The 16,334-nt window shown below is 64.2% G+C and carries 16 protein-coding genes and 1 other RNA gene; 8 read left to right on the top strand and 9 right to left on the bottom strand.

What is annotated here, in order from left to right; genetic code table 11:
• Positions 1 to 122: 122 nt before the first annotated feature.
• The 5 genes from KVP10_RS14245 to dctP form a co-directional block, all read right to left on the bottom strand.
• Positions 123 to 1,664: a malonate--CoA ligase gene (locus tag KVP10_RS14245; protein ID WP_217965283.1), complete on the bottom strand. Its 1,542-nt coding sequence runs from the start codon at positions 1,662 to 1,664 to the stop codon at positions 123 to 125.
• Positions 1,665 to 1,783: 119 nt separating this feature from the next.
• Positions 1,784 to 3,241: a malonyl-CoA decarboxylase domain-containing protein gene (locus KVP10_RS14240; RefSeq protein WP_217965282.1), complete on the bottom strand. Its 1,458-nt coding sequence runs from the start codon at positions 3,239 to 3,241 to the stop codon at positions 1,784 to 1,786.
• A 45-nt stretch (positions 3,242 to 3,286) separates the two neighbouring features.
• Positions 3,287 to 4,630 carry a TRAP transporter large permease gene (locus KVP10_RS14235; protein WP_217965281.1) on the bottom strand — a complete coding sequence of 448 codons (1,344 nt, stop codon included), beginning with the start codon at positions 4,628 to 4,630 and terminating at the stop codon, positions 3,287 to 3,289.
• Positions 4,623 to 5,180, bottom strand: coding sequence for a TRAP transporter small permease (locus KVP10_RS14230; RefSeq protein WP_343218745.1), 558 nt, complete (start codon positions 5,178 to 5,180; stop codon positions 4,623 to 4,625). The genes KVP10_RS14235 and KVP10_RS14230 overlap by 8 nt, the downstream gene beginning before the upstream one ends.
• Positions 5,177 to 6,220 carry a TRAP transporter substrate-binding protein DctP gene (gene dctP / locus KVP10_RS14225; protein ID WP_217965279.1) on the bottom strand — a complete coding sequence of 348 codons (1,044 nt, stop codon included), beginning with the start codon at positions 6,218 to 6,220 and terminating at the stop codon, positions 5,177 to 5,179. Before dctP ends, KVP10_RS14230 begins: the two co-directional genes overlap by 4 nt.
• 271 nt (positions 6,221 to 6,491) lie before the next feature.
• Between dctP and KVP10_RS14220 the strand changes: the two genes are divergently transcribed.
• A complete protein-coding gene (locus KVP10_RS14220; protein WP_217965278.1) occupies positions 6,492 to 7,169 on the top strand; it encodes a GntR family transcriptional regulator in 678 nt (225 codons plus the stop codon).
• A 139-nt stretch (positions 7,170 to 7,308) separates the two neighbouring features.
• Here KVP10_RS14220 and KVP10_RS14215 read toward each other — a convergent pair whose 3' ends face one another.
• Positions 7,309 to 8,814: a tripartite tricarboxylate transporter permease gene (locus KVP10_RS14215; protein WP_217965277.1), complete on the bottom strand. Its 1,506-nt coding sequence runs from the start codon at positions 8,812 to 8,814 to the stop codon at positions 7,309 to 7,311.
• Between the two features lie 15 nt (positions 8,815 to 8,829).
• Positions 8,830 to 9,291 carry a tripartite tricarboxylate transporter TctB family protein gene (locus KVP10_RS14210; protein WP_217965276.1) on the bottom strand — a complete coding sequence of 154 codons (462 nt, stop codon included), beginning with the start codon at positions 9,289 to 9,291 and terminating at the stop codon, positions 8,830 to 8,832.
• Positions 9,292 to 9,656: 365 nt separating this feature from the next.
• Between KVP10_RS14210 and KVP10_RS14205 the strand changes: the two genes are divergently transcribed.
• From KVP10_RS14205 to KVP10_RS14190, 4 genes are all read left to right on the top strand, one after another.
• Positions 9,657 to 10,067, top strand: a complete 411-nt coding sequence (locus tag KVP10_RS14205) for a hypothetical protein (protein ID WP_246600692.1) — start codon at positions 9,657 to 9,659, stop codon at positions 10,065 to 10,067.
• The gene (locus KVP10_RS14200) at positions 10,067 to 10,378 is read left to right on the top strand and encodes a cell division protein ZapA (RefSeq protein WP_217965274.1); all 312 of its coding nucleotides are present in this window, start codon (positions 10,067 to 10,069) and stop codon (positions 10,376 to 10,378) included. Before KVP10_RS14205 ends, KVP10_RS14200 begins: the two co-directional genes overlap by 1 nt.
• A 61-nt stretch (positions 10,379 to 10,439) precedes the next feature.
• Positions 10,440 to 10,622, top strand: a non-coding RNA gene (gene ssrS, locus KVP10_RS14195) — 6S RNA.
• 84 nt (positions 10,623 to 10,706) lie between these two features.
• Complete coding sequence (locus tag KVP10_RS14190) at positions 10,707 to 11,465, top strand: SIMPL domain-containing protein (protein WP_217965273.1); 759 nt, start codon at positions 10,707 to 10,709, stop codon at positions 11,463 to 11,465.
• Here KVP10_RS14190 and lgt read toward each other — a convergent pair.
• Positions 11,416 to 12,213 (bottom strand): prolipoprotein diacylglyceryl transferase, encoded by a 798-nt coding sequence (gene lgt / locus KVP10_RS14185; protein ID WP_217965272.1) that lies wholly within the window; start codon positions 12,211 to 12,213, stop codon positions 11,416 to 11,418. The genes KVP10_RS14190 and lgt overlap by 50 nt on opposite strands.
• Before the next feature lie 400 nt (positions 12,214 to 12,613).
• On the opposite strand from lgt, the gene KVP10_RS14180 reads away from it, so the two are divergent.
• Together KVP10_RS14180 and msrA are read left to right on the top strand one after the other, a co-directional pair.
• Positions 12,614 to 12,919 (top strand): c-type cytochrome, encoded by a 306-nt coding sequence (locus tag KVP10_RS14180; RefSeq protein WP_217965463.1) that lies wholly within the window; start codon positions 12,614 to 12,616, stop codon positions 12,917 to 12,919.
• Positions 12,920 to 13,088: 169 nt separating this feature from the next.
• Entirely contained in the window at positions 13,089 to 13,628 is a 540-nt protein-coding gene (gene msrA, locus KVP10_RS14175) for a peptide-methionine (S)-S-oxide reductase MsrA (protein WP_217965271.1), read from the top strand.
• Positions 13,629 to 13,802: 174 nt separating this feature from the next.
• On the opposite strand, the gene hppD is transcribed toward msrA, so the two are convergent.
• On the bottom strand, positions 13,803 to 14,915 hold the full coding sequence (hppD, locus tag KVP10_RS14170) for a 4-hydroxyphenylpyruvate dioxygenase (RefSeq protein WP_217965270.1): 1,113 nt from the start codon (positions 14,913 to 14,915) through the stop codon (positions 13,803 to 13,805).
• 211 nt (positions 14,916 to 15,126) lie between these two features.
• Here hppD and KVP10_RS14165 point away from each other — a divergent pair, with 211 nt between their 5' ends.
• Entirely contained in the window at positions 15,127 to 15,603 is a 477-nt protein-coding gene (locus tag KVP10_RS14165; protein ID WP_217965269.1) for an Lrp/AsnC family transcriptional regulator, read from the top strand.
• Positions 15,604 to 16,334: the final 731 nt, after the last annotated feature.

Raw genomic sequence — 16,334 nt, 5'->3', positions numbered from 1 at the left:
CGCGTAAGGGGATCGGGATGGCGAGGTGCTAGGGGTATTAGATTACCTCATCGCCACCATCGCCGTTACGCATCGCCATGGCTTATTGCTGCCGGCGCGCCCCCGCTTGTTCGCCGTACTGCTTACTCGCCGTACTGTTTGCGCAGTACGTTCTTCTGCACCTTGCCCATGGTGTTGCGCGGCAGCTCGGCCGCCAAGTGGATCTGCTTGGGCACCTTGAAGTTGGCGATCTTGTCCTTGAGCTGCCGTATCAGTTCTTGCGCGTCCGGCTTGGCGCCTGGCCGGGGCACCACCACTGCCACCACGGCTTCCCCGAAATCGGGGTGCGGCACGCCGATCACCGCGGATTCCGCCACGCCGGGTATTTCGTCGAGAAAGCTTTCGATTTCTTTGGGATAGACGTTGTAGCCGCCCGAAATGATCAGGTCCTTGGACCGGCCGATGATGGTGACATAGCCCTGGGCGTCGATCTTGCCGACGTCCCCGGTGCGGAAATAGCCGTCCTCGGTGAATTCCTCGCGGGTCTTTTCGGGCATCTGCCAGTAGCCCGCGAAGACATTCGGCCCTTGCACCTGGATGTGGCCGATGCCGTCGGTGCCGCAAGGCTGGCCCGCATCGTCGACCACGCGCAGCCGGACTCCCGGCAGGGGCAGGCCGACCGTGCCGCCGTGGCGCACTTCTGCGGCGACGCCGTCGTAGGGGTTCGAGGTCAGCATTATGGTCTCGGACATGCCGTAGCGTTCGAGTATGGTGTGGCCGCTGCGCGCCTGGAAGGTCTGGAAGGTTTCCGTCAGCAGCGGGGCGGAGCCCGAGATGAACAGGCGCATGCGGCGGCACGCGGCGCGGTTGAAGCCGGGATCGGCCAGCAGGCGCACGTAATACGTCGGGACGCCCATGAACACGGTGGCCTGCGGCAGGCGGCGGACGACTTCGCCGGCGTCGAATTTGGGCAGCCAGATCATTTTGCTGCCCGACAGCAGGGCGCAATGGCTGGCGACGAACAGGCCGTGCACGTGGAATATCGGCAGGGTATGCAGCAGCACGTCGCTGCCGCGCTTCTGGCGCGACCAGCCCCAGTACTTGTGCAGCACGAGGGCGTTGGATGACAGGTTGCCGTGCGTCAGCATGGCGCCCTTGCTGCGCCCCGTGGTGCCCGAGGTATACAGGATCGCGGCGATATCCCCCGGCTTGCTCGCCGCGGTCTTGAAGCGGCCCGGCAAGCTCGCGGCTTGTTCCAGCAGGGTGCCGCTGCGGTCGGTCTCGAGCGTATAGACCTTGCGGGCGCCGTGCTTTTTCGCCAGCGGCTCGACCCACGGCAGATTGGCCGTGGTGCACACGACGACGGCCGGCCTGGCATTGTCGATGAAGTAGTCCATTTCGGCCGCGCGATACGCGGTGTTCAGCGGCAGGTACACCAGGCCCGCGCGCAGCGTGGCCAGGTACAGGAACAGGGCCTCGGGCGATTTCTCGACTTGTACCGCGACCCGCGAGCCCGCCGGCAGCTTCAGGCCGGCCAGCAGATTGGCCAGCTTGGCGGTGGCTTGTTCGAGGTCGTCCCAGCTGTAGTAGAGGCCGTCATGGGTCTCGATGCAGCAGCCGTTGCGGTCCTTGGGAAAGCCGGTGGCGAGCAGGGCGTAGAGATTGGCGTTTTTTTCTGTAGTCATGATGATTTGGGCAAGAAGAAGTATTGGTTTTATCGCGGCGGGGCGCAGGCGGGCTTGGTATTCACGGCTCTGGCTCCCGGCGCGCTTTCTTACGCGTGAGACGGCGGCGCGGACAGGCCCTACAGCAGTTTCCCCACGGCGCGGCCGACCGCCGGCTGGCCTTCGGCCAATTTTCGCAAATTGCCGTCCAGTTCGTCGAGATCATAGAGGTAGTTGACCATCAGGCCGCCGGATTGCCGCAAGCCTTTTTTCGACATGTCCGCCTGCCAGTTCAGGCGTTCGATGCGGGCGCCGTTGCCGAGGTGGAAACGGGCCACGGGATCCAGCGGCATGCCCCGGTCGGTTTCGCGGGCAAGATAATGCGCCGCCAGCCGCAATGCGGCGTCGCGCCGCAGCGCCTGCGCGTTGGCGGCCGCGCTTTTGTCTGCCGGGCGGGCGGTCTCGCCCGCGTCCTTGGCCGCGGCCTCGGCCGCGTCGCGTTCCTGCAGCCAGGCGGGCAGCGCGGCGCCTGTGGGCAGGGAGAAGCCGGCGTCGATTTTCTTGAGTTTCTTGGCGGTCGGGGCGCCGATATATTCCTGTGCCTGGGCCTCGTCGAGCTTGCGCAGCCAGTCGTTGAATCCGGGGATGGGGGACAGGGTGGCGAAGCTGGACAGTTTCGGAAATTCGCTGCGCAATTCGTCGATCACGCGCTTGAGCAGGAAATTGCCGAAGCTGACGCCGCGCAGCCCCGGCTGCGTATTCGAGATGGAATAGAAAATGGCCCAGCGCACTTTACGCAGGTCTTCCACCGGCGCGTTCTCGTCCAGCAGCGCCTGGACGTTGCCGGCCATCTCGGGCAGGAAGGCAACTTCCACGAAGATCAGCGGCTCGCTGGGCCAGCGCGGATGGAAGAACGCATAGCAGCGCCGGTCCGAATCGAGCCGGTTGCGCAAGTCGGCCCACGACGATATTTCGTGCACCGCCTCGTAGCGCATCAGTTTTTCGAGCAGGGAAGCGGGCGAATCCCAGGTGATGGGCCGCAGTTCCAGGAAGCCTACGTCGAACCAGGTCGAGAACAGGCCGCCCAGGTCTTCTTCCAAAGGAACGAGCTGCGGAATTTCCTTGCGGTGCCGCAGCATGTCGGCGCGCAGCCCGACCAGGAACGGCAGGCCGCCGGACAGCGTGTTGAAGCGCTTGAAGAAGCGCACCCGCGTGCCCGCCAGCGCGCCGGCCAGCGTGGCCGACGAGGTGCCGGGGGTACCCGCCTGCTCGCTGCATTCGAGCGCCAGCACGCGCAGCAGCTCGGTGCGCCGCGCCATGCCGCTTTCCTGGTAGCGGCGCATGAACTGCGCGGTGGCCTCGGCCGCCACGCTGTCGGTCTGGCGCGCCTGCAGGCACAAGCGCAACGCGCCGCGCAATTCCCGCTCTTCGCGCGCAGACAGCGGCTCGGCCGGGGCGCCGGCCGCCGCAGCGTCGGCCCCGATCGCGGCAGGGCGCTTCCTGCCGTGGCCCAGCCAGGAACTCAGCCTGTCGGCCAGCCAGGGCTTCCTGCGCTGCGCGGCGTCCGCGCGCCCTTCAGGCAACGGTACATCCTTCATTTCGACCTCGCTACATGCTACATATGGCTCGCATTGATGTCGCGTTCAACCCATCAATATTTTCGGCAGCCACAGGGAAATTGCCGGGAACGCGCAGATCAGCACCACCGCCAGCAGCATCAGCGCCACGAAAGGCATGACGCCCCAGACGATATCGCGCAGCGCGATATCGGGCGCGGTGTTCTTGATGACGAAAATATTCAGCCCCACCGGCGGATGGATCAGGCCCAGTTCCATGACGATGGTCATGATCACGCCGAACCACACCAGGTCGAAGCCCGCGGCCTTGAGCGGCGGCAGGATGATGGGCGCGGTCATCAAAATAATGCTGACCGGCGGCAGGAAGAACCCCAGCATGATCACCAGCACCAGGATGGATGCCAGCAGCAGCCAGCGCGACATGTGCATGCCGACGATCCATTGCGCCGTGGACTGGCTGATGTGCAGATAGCTCATCACATAAGAGTACAGCAGCGACATGCCGATGATCATCATCAGCATGGTCGACTCTTTCAGTGTCGCCGACAGTATCGGCTCGAGCTGCCTGGGCCGCCATATGCGGTATATGCCGGCGATCAGGCCCAGCGCCAGCAGGGCGCCCAGGCCGGCCGTTTCCGACGGCGTGGCGTAGCCCCCGTAAAGCGCCACCATCACCCCGATCAGCAGGATCACGAAGGGCAGCACGCGCGGCAGCATGGCCATCTTGTCCCGCCGCGACATGGGCGCTTCCTTGGGGAAGGGCGAGGTCGTGCCGTGGCGTTGCAGGGCGGCCTCGGCGACGCTGTATTCGTGCCGGTAGCGCCATGCCGTGTAGCAGGAAAACAGGGCGATCAGCAGCAGCGCGGGCACGATGCCCGCGAGGAACAGCCTGCCCAGCGACTGTTCCGCGGCCACGGCATACAGAATCATGGTGATGGACGGCGGCAGCAATATGCCCAGGGTGCCGCCGGCGGCGATGATGCCCGCCGCGAAGCCTGGCGAATAGCCGCGCTTGCGCATTTCCGGGATGCCCGCGCTGCCTATGGCCGAACAGGTGGCGGGACTGGAGCCGGCCATGGCCGCGAACAGGCCGCAGGCCACGACGTTGGCGATGCCCAGGCCGCCCGGGATGCGCCGCATCCAGGCGTGCAGCGCAAGGTACAAGTCTTGTCCCGCCGGTGAACGCCCGATTGCCGCGCCCTTGAGTATGAACAGCGGAATACTCAATAGCGTGATGCTGGCCATTTCTTCGTAGACATTCTGCGTCACCATGTCGAGCGACGACACCGGCATGAATGCGTACATGAACACCAGGGCCACCGCGCCCAGCGCGAAGGCGATGGGCATGCCCGTGAACATCACGGCCAGCGTCGCGCCGCCATACAGCAGCCCCATCGAGAGGTCAGTCATGAGGCGTCTCCCGCCCGGTGATTCCGGACATCACCTGCACCAGCAACTGCAGGCACAGCAAAGTCATGCCGCCGGCCATGAGGCCGTAGGGTATCGACAGCGGCGGACCCCAGGTGGAGTCGCTGATCTGGCCGTCGACCCAGGCCTCGTGGAACAGCGTCCACGATTTCCAGGCGAAGAAAGTGCAGAACAGCAGGCTTGCGATGTCGACCAGGACGCGGCGTACGTGATTGACGCGCGCCGGCAGCAGGGTGGTCAGCGCCTCGATGCCGATGTGGCCGCGCTGGCGCTGCACGTATGCCGAAGACACGAAGGTGGCGCCGACCAGCAGGAAGACCGAAGCCTCGTCCTGCCAGTCGCTGGCCAGTTTCAGCACGTGGCGCGCGAACACGCTGTAGCTGAGTATCGCGGCGGCCGCGATCATGGCCAGCATGCAGACCACGCGCAGCACCGTGCTGACCCGCTGCAGCCAGCGGTCCAGCACGGTCAGCGCGGGCGGCACAGTCAGTGCCGCTTCCGCCACCGCATCCAGGGAGACACCGCCGCTCACGCCTGGACCTTTTCCGCCAGGGACAGGAAGCGGGCGCAATCCTGCGAGCGGCTGGCATAGTCCTTCCAGGCGCTGGCGCGGGCGATGCTCTGCCATTTGGCAACCACGGCCTGGTCCAGGTCCACCACCTTGGCGCCGGCCTTGGTATAGGCGGCGGCCACGGCCTGGTCGTCGGCCTTGGCGGCCTGGGTGCCGAAGGCTTCCATTTCCGCGCCCACCTGCATGATGGCGTCCTGCTGCGGCTTGCTGAGGCGGTCGAACACGCTCTTGGACATCAGCAGGGGCTCGAGCATGAACCAATAGGCCTTGTCGCGGCCCGTGGTCAGGAACTTGGAGACTTCTTCGAGACGGAAGGACATGAGGCTGGTCGACGAGGTCATGGCGGCGTCCATGGCGCCGGTCTGCATGGCGGCATACAGCTCGTTGGACGGCACGGAGATCACGGCGGCCCCCGCCTGCTTCAGGATCATGTCCATTTCGCGGCTACCGCCGCGCACTTTCATGCCCTTGGCGTCTTCGGGGTTGACTAGTTGCCGGGAGCGGCTGGCCACGCCGCCGGCCTGCCAGATCCAGCTCACCAGGACCACGCCCTTGGCCGCCAGCAGACTGGTGAGCGCTTTGCCGATTTCAGCATTCTTCCAGGCCGCGCCCTGCGCGTACGAGGTGACCAGGCCCGGCATCAGGCCGATATTCAGTTCGCGCACCTCGCCGCCGGCATAGGGCAGGGGGTACAGGCTCATGTCGAGCGCGCCGCGGCGCAGGCCGCTGAACTGTGCGGTGGTCTTCATGAGCGACGAGCCCGGATAGACCTGGAATTTGAGCGCGCCATTGGTGCGTTTTTCGACTTCCATGGCGAAGCGGCGGCAAAGCCGGTCGCGGAAGTCCCCTTCGGTGAGAGTGCCGCCGGGGAACTGGTGCGAGATCTTCAGGGTGGTGGTGCCTTCTGCGTGCGCCTGGGCCAGCCCGGGCATGCGCCCGGCCACCCACATGGACAGTGTGGCCACCGACCCCAGCATCACGCGGCGTCTTGTTGTCTCCATTGCAATCGCTCCTCTTGTAAGGTTGTCGCGGCTTTCTTGTGAGCCTCTGGGCCATGCCGGACGCCTGCGCGCCCGTAACAGCGGAGGGCCGGCCCTGGTCCTGAGGCCGCCGCGGTTCGAGCCCGGCACCGAATCTCGGTGCCTCTGGTGCTCGAGTTTTTATCGTATATTTTTTCCTAAAAAATGTATACAAAATTGTTTTGTTGGAACACAATAATTTGTAAGCCCGGTAGGGCGACGTAAAATGTCCGAACCAACAGGCACCTTGCGCATGAAACTCAAACGCTCCGAACAGCTACGCCAGGCGATCGAGGAAAAGATCGCCATGGGTGTATATGCGCCGGGCAGGCGCTTGGACGAGGCGGAATTGGCGGCCAGTTTCGGCGTATCGCGTACCCCTTTGCGCGAGGCGCTGATCCAGCTCGGCTCGGCGGGCCTGCTGGATGTGCGGCCGCGGCGCGGTGCGGTGGTGGCCGAAGTCGATCCGCGCCGCCTGTGCGAAATGTTCGAAGTCATGGCCGAACTGGAGGCTATGTGCGGCAGATTGGCCGCGCGACGCATCACCGAGCCGGAGCTTGCCGAGCTGCGCGCCGCGCACGCGGAATGCGGCGCGGCCGTGCAGGCCCACGACCTGGACGCCTATTACGAAGCCAATGCACGGTTCCATGCCGGCATCTACCACGCCAGCCACAATCTTTACCTGGCCGAGCAAGCCCTGCAATTGCATCGCAGGCTGCGGGTCTATCGCCGCCTGCAACTGCGCGTGCGCGACCGCATAGGCAATTCCTATGCCGAGCACGGCGGCGTGCTCGAGGCCCTGGAGGCGGGCGATTCCAACCTCACCGCCGAGCGGCTGCGCCAGCACGTGGTGGTGCAGGGCGAGCGTTTCGGCGATTTGATCTCTTCGCTCAATACCCTGCGCGCGGCCGGCGAGTCCGTGCCGGGCTGAAGCCTGCTACCGGCCGCGTGGCGACTCGACAATAAACGTGGCGACCCGACAATAAAAAACGCCCAGCCAATGAGGCCGGGCGTTTTTGTCTAGGTTCCCGGCGGGCCGATACAGGCCCGCCGGGTTTGACTGCACAGGCTTAGTCTTCGTCGACGAAGGCCTCTTCGCGCTTTCTCTTCACCGAAGGCAGCGCCACGATCACGATCAGCACGGCCGTCACAGCCAGCAGCGACAGGGACAGCGGACGGGTGACGAAGGTCGAGAAGTCCCCGCGTGCCAGCAGCAGCGCGCGGCGGAAGTTTTCTTCCATCATGGGGCCCAGCACCAGGCCCAGCAGCAGCGGTGCACCTTCGCACTTGAGCTTGGACCAGATGTAGCCGATCAGGCCGAAGGCTGCCGTCACATAGATGTCGAAGACGTTGTAGTTCAGGGAATACACGCCGACGGTGCAGAACACCAGAATGGCCGGGAACAGGATGCGGTAGGGCACGTTCAGCAGCTTGACCCACAGGCCCACCAGCGGCAGGTTCAGGATCACCAGCATCAGGTTGCCGATCCACATGGACACGATCAGGCCCCAGAACAGGTCCGGGTGGCTGGTCATGACCTGGGGGCCGGGCTGGATGTTGTGGATCATCATCGCGCCGATCATCAGCGCCGTCACGGCGTTGCCCGGGATGCCCAGGGTCAACAGCGGGATGAAGGATGCCTGCGAGCCCGCGTTGTTGGCCGATTCGGGGCCGGCCACGCCGGCCGGGGCGCCCTGGCCGAAGCGTTCGGGGGTCTTGGACAGCTTCTTTTCCAGCGTATAGGACGCGAAGGACGAGAGCACCGCGCCGCCGCCGGGCAGGATGCCCAGGCAGCAGCCCAGGGCCGTGCCGCGCACCACCGCGGGCCAGGATTCCTTGAATTCCTGCTTGTTGGGGTACAGAGAGCCGACCTTGCTGCTCAGTTGCACGCGCTTGTCGCGCAGTTCCAGGTTGCTCATGATCTCGGCGAAGCCGAACACGCCCATGGCCACCACGGCGAAGTCGATGCCGTCCTGCAGTTCGGGGATGCCGAAGTCGTAGCGGGCCACGCCCGAGTTCACGTCGGTGCCCACCATGCCCAGCAGCAGGCCGAGCAAGATCATGCAGATGGCCTTGGCCAGCGAGCCCGAAGCCAGCACCACTGCGCCCACCAGGCCCAGCACCATCAGCGAGAAATATTCGGCAGGGCCGAACTTGAAGGCGACTTCGGCCAGCGGCGGCGCGAAGCCGGCGATGACGACGGTGGCTACGCAGCCGGCGAAGAACGAGCCCAGGGCCGCGATGGCCAGGGCCGCGCCGGCCCGGCCGTTGCGCGCCATCTGGTGGCCGTCCAGCACCGTGACCACGGCCGAGGTTTCGCCCGGCAGGGCCATAAGAATGGCAGTGGTCGAACCGCCGTAGGCCGCGCCGTAGTAGATGCCGGCCAGCATGATGATGCCCGCCACGGGCGGCAGCACATAGGTAATGGGCAACAGCATGGCGATGGTGGGCACCGGGCCGATGCCGGGCAGCACGCCGATCGCGGTGCCCAGCAGGCAGCCGAGCAGGCAATACAGCACGTTATCCAGGGACAGGGCGACGTCGAAGCCCAATGCAAGGTGTTGTAGCAATTCCATGTTTGCGAGCTCCGGTTAATTGCCGATGAAGCTGGGCCACAGCGGGAAGATCAGACCCAGGCCCTTGATGAAGGCTATCCAGACGAACAGCACCAGGAACACGCCGTTGGCCACCGCCACTTTCCAGTTGAAGTCATGGGCAGCGAGGCTGCTGATCACGACGTACAGGAATATCGAGATATACACGCCCAGGAAGTCGAGGGCCAGGCCGGCCAGGGCCGTCGAGCCGACGATGATGAGGGCGATCTTGTAGTCGAACTTCTCGAGCTCGACGTCTTCGGCCTTGCGCCCCAGCGCGCCGAGCAGTATGAAAGCGCCCAGCACGGCCATCACTATGCCGAGCCAGAAAGGGAAATAGCCCGGACCCATGCGGGCCGCCGTACCCAGCGAATAACTGGTGGCGCCCCAAGAGAACCCTAAGCCAATGACTATAAACATCACGCCGGACCAAAAGTCCTGTTTCTGTTTGATGTGCATATTGATCCGACCTCCGCGACGGCATCGTTGCCCAACTTTCCCCTTGCAGGGAGTGTTCAGCTCCGTGTTTGGAAAATGAAAGATAGCTTTAAACAAGTTGAAAGGTGCGAAATGGTAAATGACCAGGCCGCGGATGCAAACCCGCAATTGCGCTTGATTGCACAGGGTTTTCCCTAGAACTGGGGGAAATCCCAGGGTCGCCGGCCCCGGGTGGAGCGATTTGTGTTCGAAATTGAAAGAAAACTGAAAGGCGAAGGAAAGAGCCGTGAAAGGATTTCCCGGCCCTCGCTTGCCGCTATACTTGCGCTTTCCGTATCCGGCCTCGCCTCTATTCCCTTGGGGCCGGATGGTTTACGATAATGCCCATGCTGCAAGATCTAGATTCCCTCGCCGCCCGCATCGGGCAAGTGGTCCAGAGCATGCGCCTGCTGCAGGCCGAGCGCGACACCTTGCGTGCGCGTCTCAAGAACCTGGAACAGGAACGCAACGAACTGCGCGACGAACTGGCGCGGCGCGACGCCGACCAGCGCTCGGCCACCGAGCGCCTCGAGCAACACCAGGCCGAGGTCGACGCCATACGCACGCAGTCCGACGCGGCCCAGGCCGAATTGCGCGTGGCCGCCGAGCGCTACCAGGCCGAGTACGAATCGGTGCGGCACGAGCTGCAAGCCAGCCGGGCCGACGCGTCGCGGCTGCGCGCCGCGGCCGGCACCGCGAAAGAACGCATCGATGCCATACTCATGCGTCTGCCCGGTGCAGCCCAGGAGCAAAACTGATGGAACGCGTGGATGTATCCATATTGGGCCGCGATTATTCGCTGGCCTGCCTGCCCGAAGAAAAAGAACCGCTGCTCGCGGCGGTGCGCTATGTCGATCAGTTGATGCTGCGCGTGAAAGGCTCGGGCAAAGTCACCGGCAACGAGCGCATCGCCGTAATGGCCGCCATCCAGGTCGCCGGCGAGCTTTTGTCCACCAAGGCGCCGGGCGGCCCGCTGGGCGATCTTGCAGTGGGCGATTTCAAGCGTAAAATCGAGGACATGAACAGCATGCTCGATGGGGTCCTGCCGGGCCCCGTACCGGGCAAGTGAGGTAAAAAGAAAGCGTAGATTCGGGCAGCCGCAGCCCACAGTGCTTGCGGCGCCCAGCAGTTAGTCCCTGCAGTGTTCGAGAACTGGCCATACATTCCTTGAACCAATGCTTTAGGCATATAGGTTGTCGGATTGACAAGTGGGTGTGATTTCCTTTGTTGGAGAACCCGAAGCTTGACTGATGGCGACCACCGTGAACCCCAGGTTCCGGGATGCCGGCCTATACGGCACAGGCGGGGCATTATAGAAAAGCCCGTCCTTGTGGACGGGCTTTTCCCTTTATGCGCCCCTTCCTTCTGTCGGGGCGCCCCATTTCCGGAGGGCATGCATGTATCGTTACGGACCAAAACGTAAATGGGTGTTGGGCACGCTGGTGGCCGCGGCGCAGGCTTGCGTCATCCTGCCTGCGGCGCTCGCCAATCCGGCTGGAGAAGCGCCTGCGCAGCATCATGCGCGCTCGCCCTGGCCGCAGGCCAGCCTGAGCGCCGAGGCCTCGACACAAGTGGCGCAGGATACCGTCACCATCACCCTGGCCGCGGAACTCGACGGCGCCTCGCAGGCCAAGGTGGCCGGACAGCTTTCCGACACGCTGGGGCGCGCCATGAAGCAGGTCTCCGGAGATCCCGGGGTCAAGGCCAGCACCGGCAATGTGCGCGTATGGCCGGTCAACGACAACCACGGCCGGATCTCGGGCTGGCACGGGCGCGCCGAGATCGTACTGAAGTCCACCGATTTCAAGGCCGCAGCGGCGCAGGCCGCCAAGGCCGGCGACGGCATGGCGATCGCCAATCTGCAATTTTCAGTATCGCGCGCCGCGCGCGCCAAGGCCGAGCAGGCTCTGCTGGCAGAAGCCTCGCAGGCCTTTCGCGCCCGCGCCCAGGCCCTGGCCAGCGCTTTCGGCTTCGCGTCCTACAGCATACGCAACATCGAACTCGGCGGTTCGGGGGCCATGCCTTACCAGCCCGCGCCGCGCATGATGGCGATGGCTGCGGCGAGCAAGGCCGCACCCGTGCCGCTGGAGGGCACCACCGAAACCGTCACGGTTTCGGTGCACGGTTCGATTTTTTTGCACTCCACACAAAAATAATCACGCCGATGACGATCATGGGCAGCGACAGCAGCTGCCCCATCGACAATCCGTCGACCAGCAGGCCCAGGAAGGCGTCGGGCTGGCGCGTGAATTCCACCAAGAAGCGGAAAGTGCCGTAGCCCATCAGGAATACGGCGCTGATCTGGCCGACCGGGCGCGGCTTGCGCGCAAACCACCACAACAGGGCGAACAGCGCAAAGCCCTCCAGGCCCATCTCGTACAGTTGCGAGGGGTGGCGCGGTATGCCGTCGTGGGTCTGCGGGAAGATCATGCCCCAGGGCAGGGTGGTGGGGCGTCCCCACAATTCGCCATTGATGAAGTTGCCCAGGCGCCCGGCCGCCAGCCCCAGCGGGATCAAGGGCGCGACGAAGTCGCCGATTTCCAGCAGCGTGCGGTGCTTGTGGCGGGCGAACAGGAACATGACCGTGATCACACCCAGCAGGCCTCCGTGAAAGGACATGCCGCCTTCCCACAAATAGAAGATGTTCAGCGGATGGGCGAAGTATTCGGATGGCTGGTAGAACAGCACATAGCCCAGGCGCCCGCCTATCACCACCCCCAGCACGCTGTAGAAAATGATGTCTTCCAGGTCTTTCAGGTTCAGGTCGGTCTTGCCGTGGTCGATGCGCCACTTGCCCAGCACCCAGGTCAGCGCGAAGCCCAGCAGGTACATGAGACCGTACCAATGCACGGCCAGCGGGCCGATCCGGAAGGCGATGGGATTGAACTGCGGGTAATGAAGCATGAGAACAGGTCTCGATGGAAAATTTGGTCGATAATACCGCGATATCGGCAGCGTCCAGCGGCGCCTGCCCGCTTGATTATTGGCCGGGGCCTGCCTATCCTGAAAGCGGCGTCGCTTTTTTCGGGATAAGCGCCTCTTCGGCGGATGGTGCTCTCCGACTCTGCGGCCACGGCTGCAACTGCGGCTGCGGTGCTCGGCGCCCGGCCGGTGGCGCCCGGCGCCCAGATCGGGCGCGCCGGCCTCGATTACGGTAGTGGAACAGGAAATGCCTTCCAGGAATCTGAATATGCAAGCCGCTGCGGCGCGTACCAGCGCCGTGGCCCGAGTCTTTGGTGCGCACCGCGCCGGCGCGGTGCGTGTCGCGTGGCGGCCGCTGGCAGTCGGGGCTGCGCTGGCCTGGATGGCCGTGGCGCATGCCGCGTCCGCCACGGCACAGTCTACGGGCCTGGACCTGGCCAAGTCCGTCAATTGCCTGGCATGCCATCAGGTGCGCGACAGGCGGGTTGGGCCACCGTTCGCTGCAGTAGCCCAGCGTTTTGCCGGCCAGCCGGGCGCCGCCGACTACCTGGCGCAGTCCATACGCAACGGCGGCAAGGGCCGCTGGGGCGCAGTTCCCATGCCGGCCCAGCCCCAGGTCAGCGCACAACAGGCGCACGAACTGGCCGAATGGATATTGTCCCTGGCCAAGCAGCCCCAGGTCCGCTAGGTCCGTGTACGGCGCCCGCTATCCGGGCTGCGTCGTGCCAGTGTCCGTGCCGGGCCCGGCTGGGCTGGGCCAGCGGTCGGCGGTCGGCGGTCGGCGGTCGGCGGTCGGCGGTCCGGCCAGCGCGCGGCGCGCATGGGCGGATGTGCATATTTGATTCAAGGAGTCGAGCATGAACCCTCAAGACAAGACCGAAACCGTGGTGCTGGGCGGAGGTTGCTTCTGGTGCACCGAATCGGTGTTTTCCGCGGTGCGCGGCGTGATTTCAGTCACGCCGGGCTATAGCGGCGGCCACGTCGAGCACCCCAGCTATGAGCAGGTATGTGGACAGAACACCGGGCACATCGAGGTGGTGGAAGTGCGTTTCGACCCAGCCGTGATCAGCCTGGAGACCGTGCTGCGCATTTTCTTCGCCACCCACGACCCCACTACGCCCGATCGCCAGGGGGCGGATGAGGGGCCGCAATACGCTTCGGCGATTTTTTATCAGTCGCCGCAACAGGAAGAAGTGGCGCGGCGCGTCATGGCCCAGGTGCAGGCCGAGCTAGGCGTGCCCGTGGTGACGCATTTGTTGCCGGCGCAGCGCTTCTGGCCCGCCGAACAATATCACCACGATTATTACGCCCAGCATCCCGAGCAGGGCTATTGCCGGATGGTGATCTCGCCCAAGCTGGCCAAGTTCCGCAAGCATTTCGCCGAACTGCTGGCCTGAGCGAACGGTAAGGGCATTGCGGCCCGGCTGTGGCCGCACAGGGCGGCGGCCCCCAGGCCCCTAAGCCTGCAAAGCCGCAAAGCCCGCAAGCCCGCAAGCCCGCAAGCCCGCAAGCCCGCAAGCCCGCAAAGCCCTCGGTCCGGCGAGCCCGGCCCCGGGGCCGGGGCCCGCGGCTTACTTCGCCGCCTTGACCACGCCGCGGCGCATCTGGTCGAGCTCTATGGATTCGAACAAGGCCTTGAAGTTGCCTTCGCCGAAGCCGTCGTTGCCCTTGCGCTGGATGATCTCGAAGAAGATCGGGCCGATCTGGTTCTCGGTGAAGATCTGCAGCAGCAGGCCGCCCTGGGGCGCGCCGTCGAGCAGGATGCGGTTCTTCTTCAGGCGCACCACGTCTTCGCCATGCTGCGGGAGGCGGGTGTCGAGCAGTTCGTAGTAGGTGTCGGGGGTGTCCAGGAAACGCAGGCCGGTGGCGCGCAGTTGCTCGATCGTGGCGTAGATGTCGTCGGTGCCCAGGGCGATGTGCTGTATGCCTTCGCCGTGGTACAGGTCGAGATATTCCTGGATCTGGCCTTTTTCCTCGGTGCCTTCTTCGTTGATGGGGATGCGGATATTGCCGCAGGGCGAAGTCATGGCCTTGGACTTGACGCCGGTGACCTGGCCTTCGATGTCGAAGTAGCGCACTTCGCGGAAATTGAAGATGCGCTCGTAGAACTCGGCCCATTCCTGCATGCGGCCCTTGTGTACATTGTGCGTGAGGTGGTCGACCCCGGTCAGGCCGGCGCCGCGGTGGTTCCGGTCGGCGGCGGCCGTGGAGGAATCGATGGGCTCGAAGTCCACGTCGTAGATGCTGATGTCGCCGATGCCGCCGTGGCCCTGCTTGCCGTGCCAGCGGTCGACCAGGTAGATGAGCGAATCGCCTATGCCTTTGATGGCGGGGATGTTCAGTTCCATGGGGCCGCTGCGCGAATCGAAGCCCCACGCGCCCAGCTCCAGGGCGCGCTTGTAGGCCTGCGCTGCGTCCTGCACGCGAAAGGCGATGGCACAGATGGACGGTCCGTGCAGCCGCGCGAAGCGCTGCGCGAATGAATCCGGCTCGGCATTGATCAGGAAATTGGCGTCTCCCTGGCGGTACAGGGTGACGTTCTTGTTGCGGTGGCGGGCGATGGCCTTGAAGCCCAGCGTTTCGAACACCTTGCCCATGGCGACGGGATCGGGCGCCGCGTATTCGATGAATTCGAATCCGGCCGTGCCCATCGGGTTGTCCCAGGGTTGAAAACCGCTGCTCATAAGAATCTCCAGGTGGTGGCGGCCGCCAGCCTCGGTCGTGGCTGCGGCCCTGATCGGGTAGGGCCCGCGATGCGCCGCTCTCTGGAGAGCGCGGTAGCGGGTCGGTAGCGAAATTTTAAGGAGAAAGGCCGGGCAGGCGATTGCGAATATGGCTTGAATTCGCTCTGGATAAGCAATTAAATACCAATATATGTATTTATTGGGGATGGATATGCTTAAAAATGAGCTGGACAGGACAGACAGGCAAATTCTGATGGAATTGCAGCGCAACGGCAGGCTCAGCAACCAGGACCTGGCCGACAAGGTGTCGTTGTCTCCCAGTCCGTGCCTGCGGCGTGTGCGGCGGCTCGAAGACGAAGGCTATATCAGCCGGTATGTGGCGCTGGTCGATGCGGACAAGGTGGGGCTGGGCTTGCTGGCGTATATATCGGTGCGGCTGAACAAGACGGCGCGCGCGAGCCATGCGCCGATGTCGGATTTCGCGCGGGATGTGCAGGCTTGGCCTGAGGTGGTGGAGTGTTATGCCATGACGGGAGACATGGATTATCTGCTGCGGGTGCAGGTGGAGGATCTGACGCGCTTTTCGCGGTTTGCGATGGATAAGCTGATGCAGCATCCGGCTGTGGTGGACATGCGCTCCAGTTTTACGCTGCAGCGCATCAAGGAAACTACGGAGATCGAGGTGTAGGGTGGGGGTTTGGTTCGTGGCTTTGTGTCTTGGTTCGGCGCTTGGCATTGGGCCTGGGTTCGTCGCGGGGTTTGTTTCTTTAGGCGCGGCCTAGCACGGGGTACCTCCTTCCGGTTCGATGACCCACTCACCTCCAGGAGGTGCCCCATGCTCTCCGCTCGTTTTGTAGGCGGGTGGGGGCCGGTTGGTGGGGGTTGGCTGGTTGCCAGGCGTTGGGCCTGGGTTCGTCGCGGGGTTTGGTTCTTTAGGCGCGGCCTAGAACGGGGTACCTCCCTGCGGTGCGATACCCCACGCACCTGCGGGAGGCACCCCGTTCTCTCCGCTCGTTTTGTAGTCGGACGGGGTCCCGGATAGAGGCCTGATTGGGGGCCGGCTGGGCCCGTCTTGAGGCGGGGTTTTGAGGGCCTGCGGGTCGATTTGCCCGCTCCTAAAAAGGTGTGCTATAGTTCGGCTCCTTCGCTGCGGGACATCACGGGTTAACCCTGATGAGCTAGCGGCAAGGCGAGGCCGAAGGCGGGCCGCGCGGGCGGGTAAAGCGGGACGAAAATTCCTACTGATCCGGATGCGCAGGCCAGGCGAATCGGGCGGGAGAAAGAAGCTTCAACGGTACGTTAAAAACTTCCTTCTCCGGTTTGACAAGCTTAAAAAACTCCTTCATAATCTCGTTTCTCTGCTTCACACACAACGCACTGCACAAAACGCAGGGTGCTGTAGGCAAAGCGGAACTGCTC

Source organism: Candidimonas humi (assembly GCF_019166065.1).
GTDB lineage: Bacteria > Pseudomonadota > Gammaproteobacteria > Burkholderiales > Burkholderiaceae_B > Candidimonas > Candidimonas humi.
This window is presented reverse-complemented; position numbering and strand designations above follow the sequence as displayed.

Excerpts from the sequence above, each read along its gene's own strand:
- KVP10_RS14205 (WP_246600692.1), top strand. The coding sequence starts at position 9,657 with ATGCTGCAAGATCTAGATTCCCTCGCCGCCCGCATCGGGCAAGTGGTC.
- KVP10_RS14235 (WP_217965281.1), bottom strand. The coding sequence starts at position 4,630 with ATGACTGACCTCTCGATGGGGCTGCTGTATGGCGGCGCGACGCTGGCC.
- msrA (WP_217965271.1), top strand. The coding sequence starts at position 13,089 with ATGAACCCTCAAGACAAGACCGAAACCGTGGTGCTGGGCGGAGGTTGC.
- hppD (WP_217965270.1), bottom strand. The coding sequence starts at position 14,915 with ATGAGCAGCGGTTTTCAACCCTGGGACAACCCGATGGGCACGGCCGGA.
- KVP10_RS14240 (WP_217965282.1), bottom strand. The coding sequence starts at position 3,241 with ATGAAGGATGTACCGTTGCCTGAAGGGCGCGCGGACGCCGCGCAGCGC.
- KVP10_RS14210 (WP_217965276.1), bottom strand. The coding sequence starts at position 9,291 with ATGCACATCAAACAGAAACAGGACTTTTGGTCCGGCGTGATGTTTATA.
- KVP10_RS14190 (WP_217965273.1), top strand. The coding sequence starts at position 10,707 with ATGTATCGTTACGGACCAAAACGTAAATGGGTGTTGGGCACGCTGGTG.
- KVP10_RS14200 (WP_217965274.1), top strand. The coding sequence starts at position 10,067 with ATGGAACGCGTGGATGTATCCATATTGGGCCGCGATTATTCGCTGGCC.
- KVP10_RS14165 (WP_217965269.1), top strand. The coding sequence starts at position 15,127 with ATGCTTAAAAATGAGCTGGACAGGACAGACAGGCAAATTCTGATGGAA.
- lgt (WP_217965272.1), bottom strand. The coding sequence starts at position 12,213 with ATGCTTCATTACCCGCAGTTCAATCCCATCGCCTTCCGGATCGGCCCG.
- KVP10_RS14180 (WP_217965463.1), top strand. The coding sequence starts at position 12,614 with ATGGCCGTGGCGCATGCCGCGTCCGCCACGGCACAGTCTACGGGCCTG.
- KVP10_RS14215 (WP_217965277.1), bottom strand. The coding sequence starts at position 8,814 with ATGGAATTGCTACAACACCTTGCATTGGGCTTCGACGTCGCCCTGTCC.
- KVP10_RS14220 (WP_217965278.1), top strand. The coding sequence starts at position 6,492 with ATGAAACTCAAACGCTCCGAACAGCTACGCCAGGCGATCGAGGAAAAG.
- KVP10_RS14245 (WP_217965283.1), bottom strand. The coding sequence starts at position 1,664 with ATGACTACAGAAAAAAACGCCAATCTCTACGCCCTGCTCGCCACCGGC.
- dctP (WP_217965279.1), bottom strand. The coding sequence starts at position 6,220 with ATGGAGACAACAAGACGCCGCGTGATGCTGGGGTCGGTGGCCACACTG.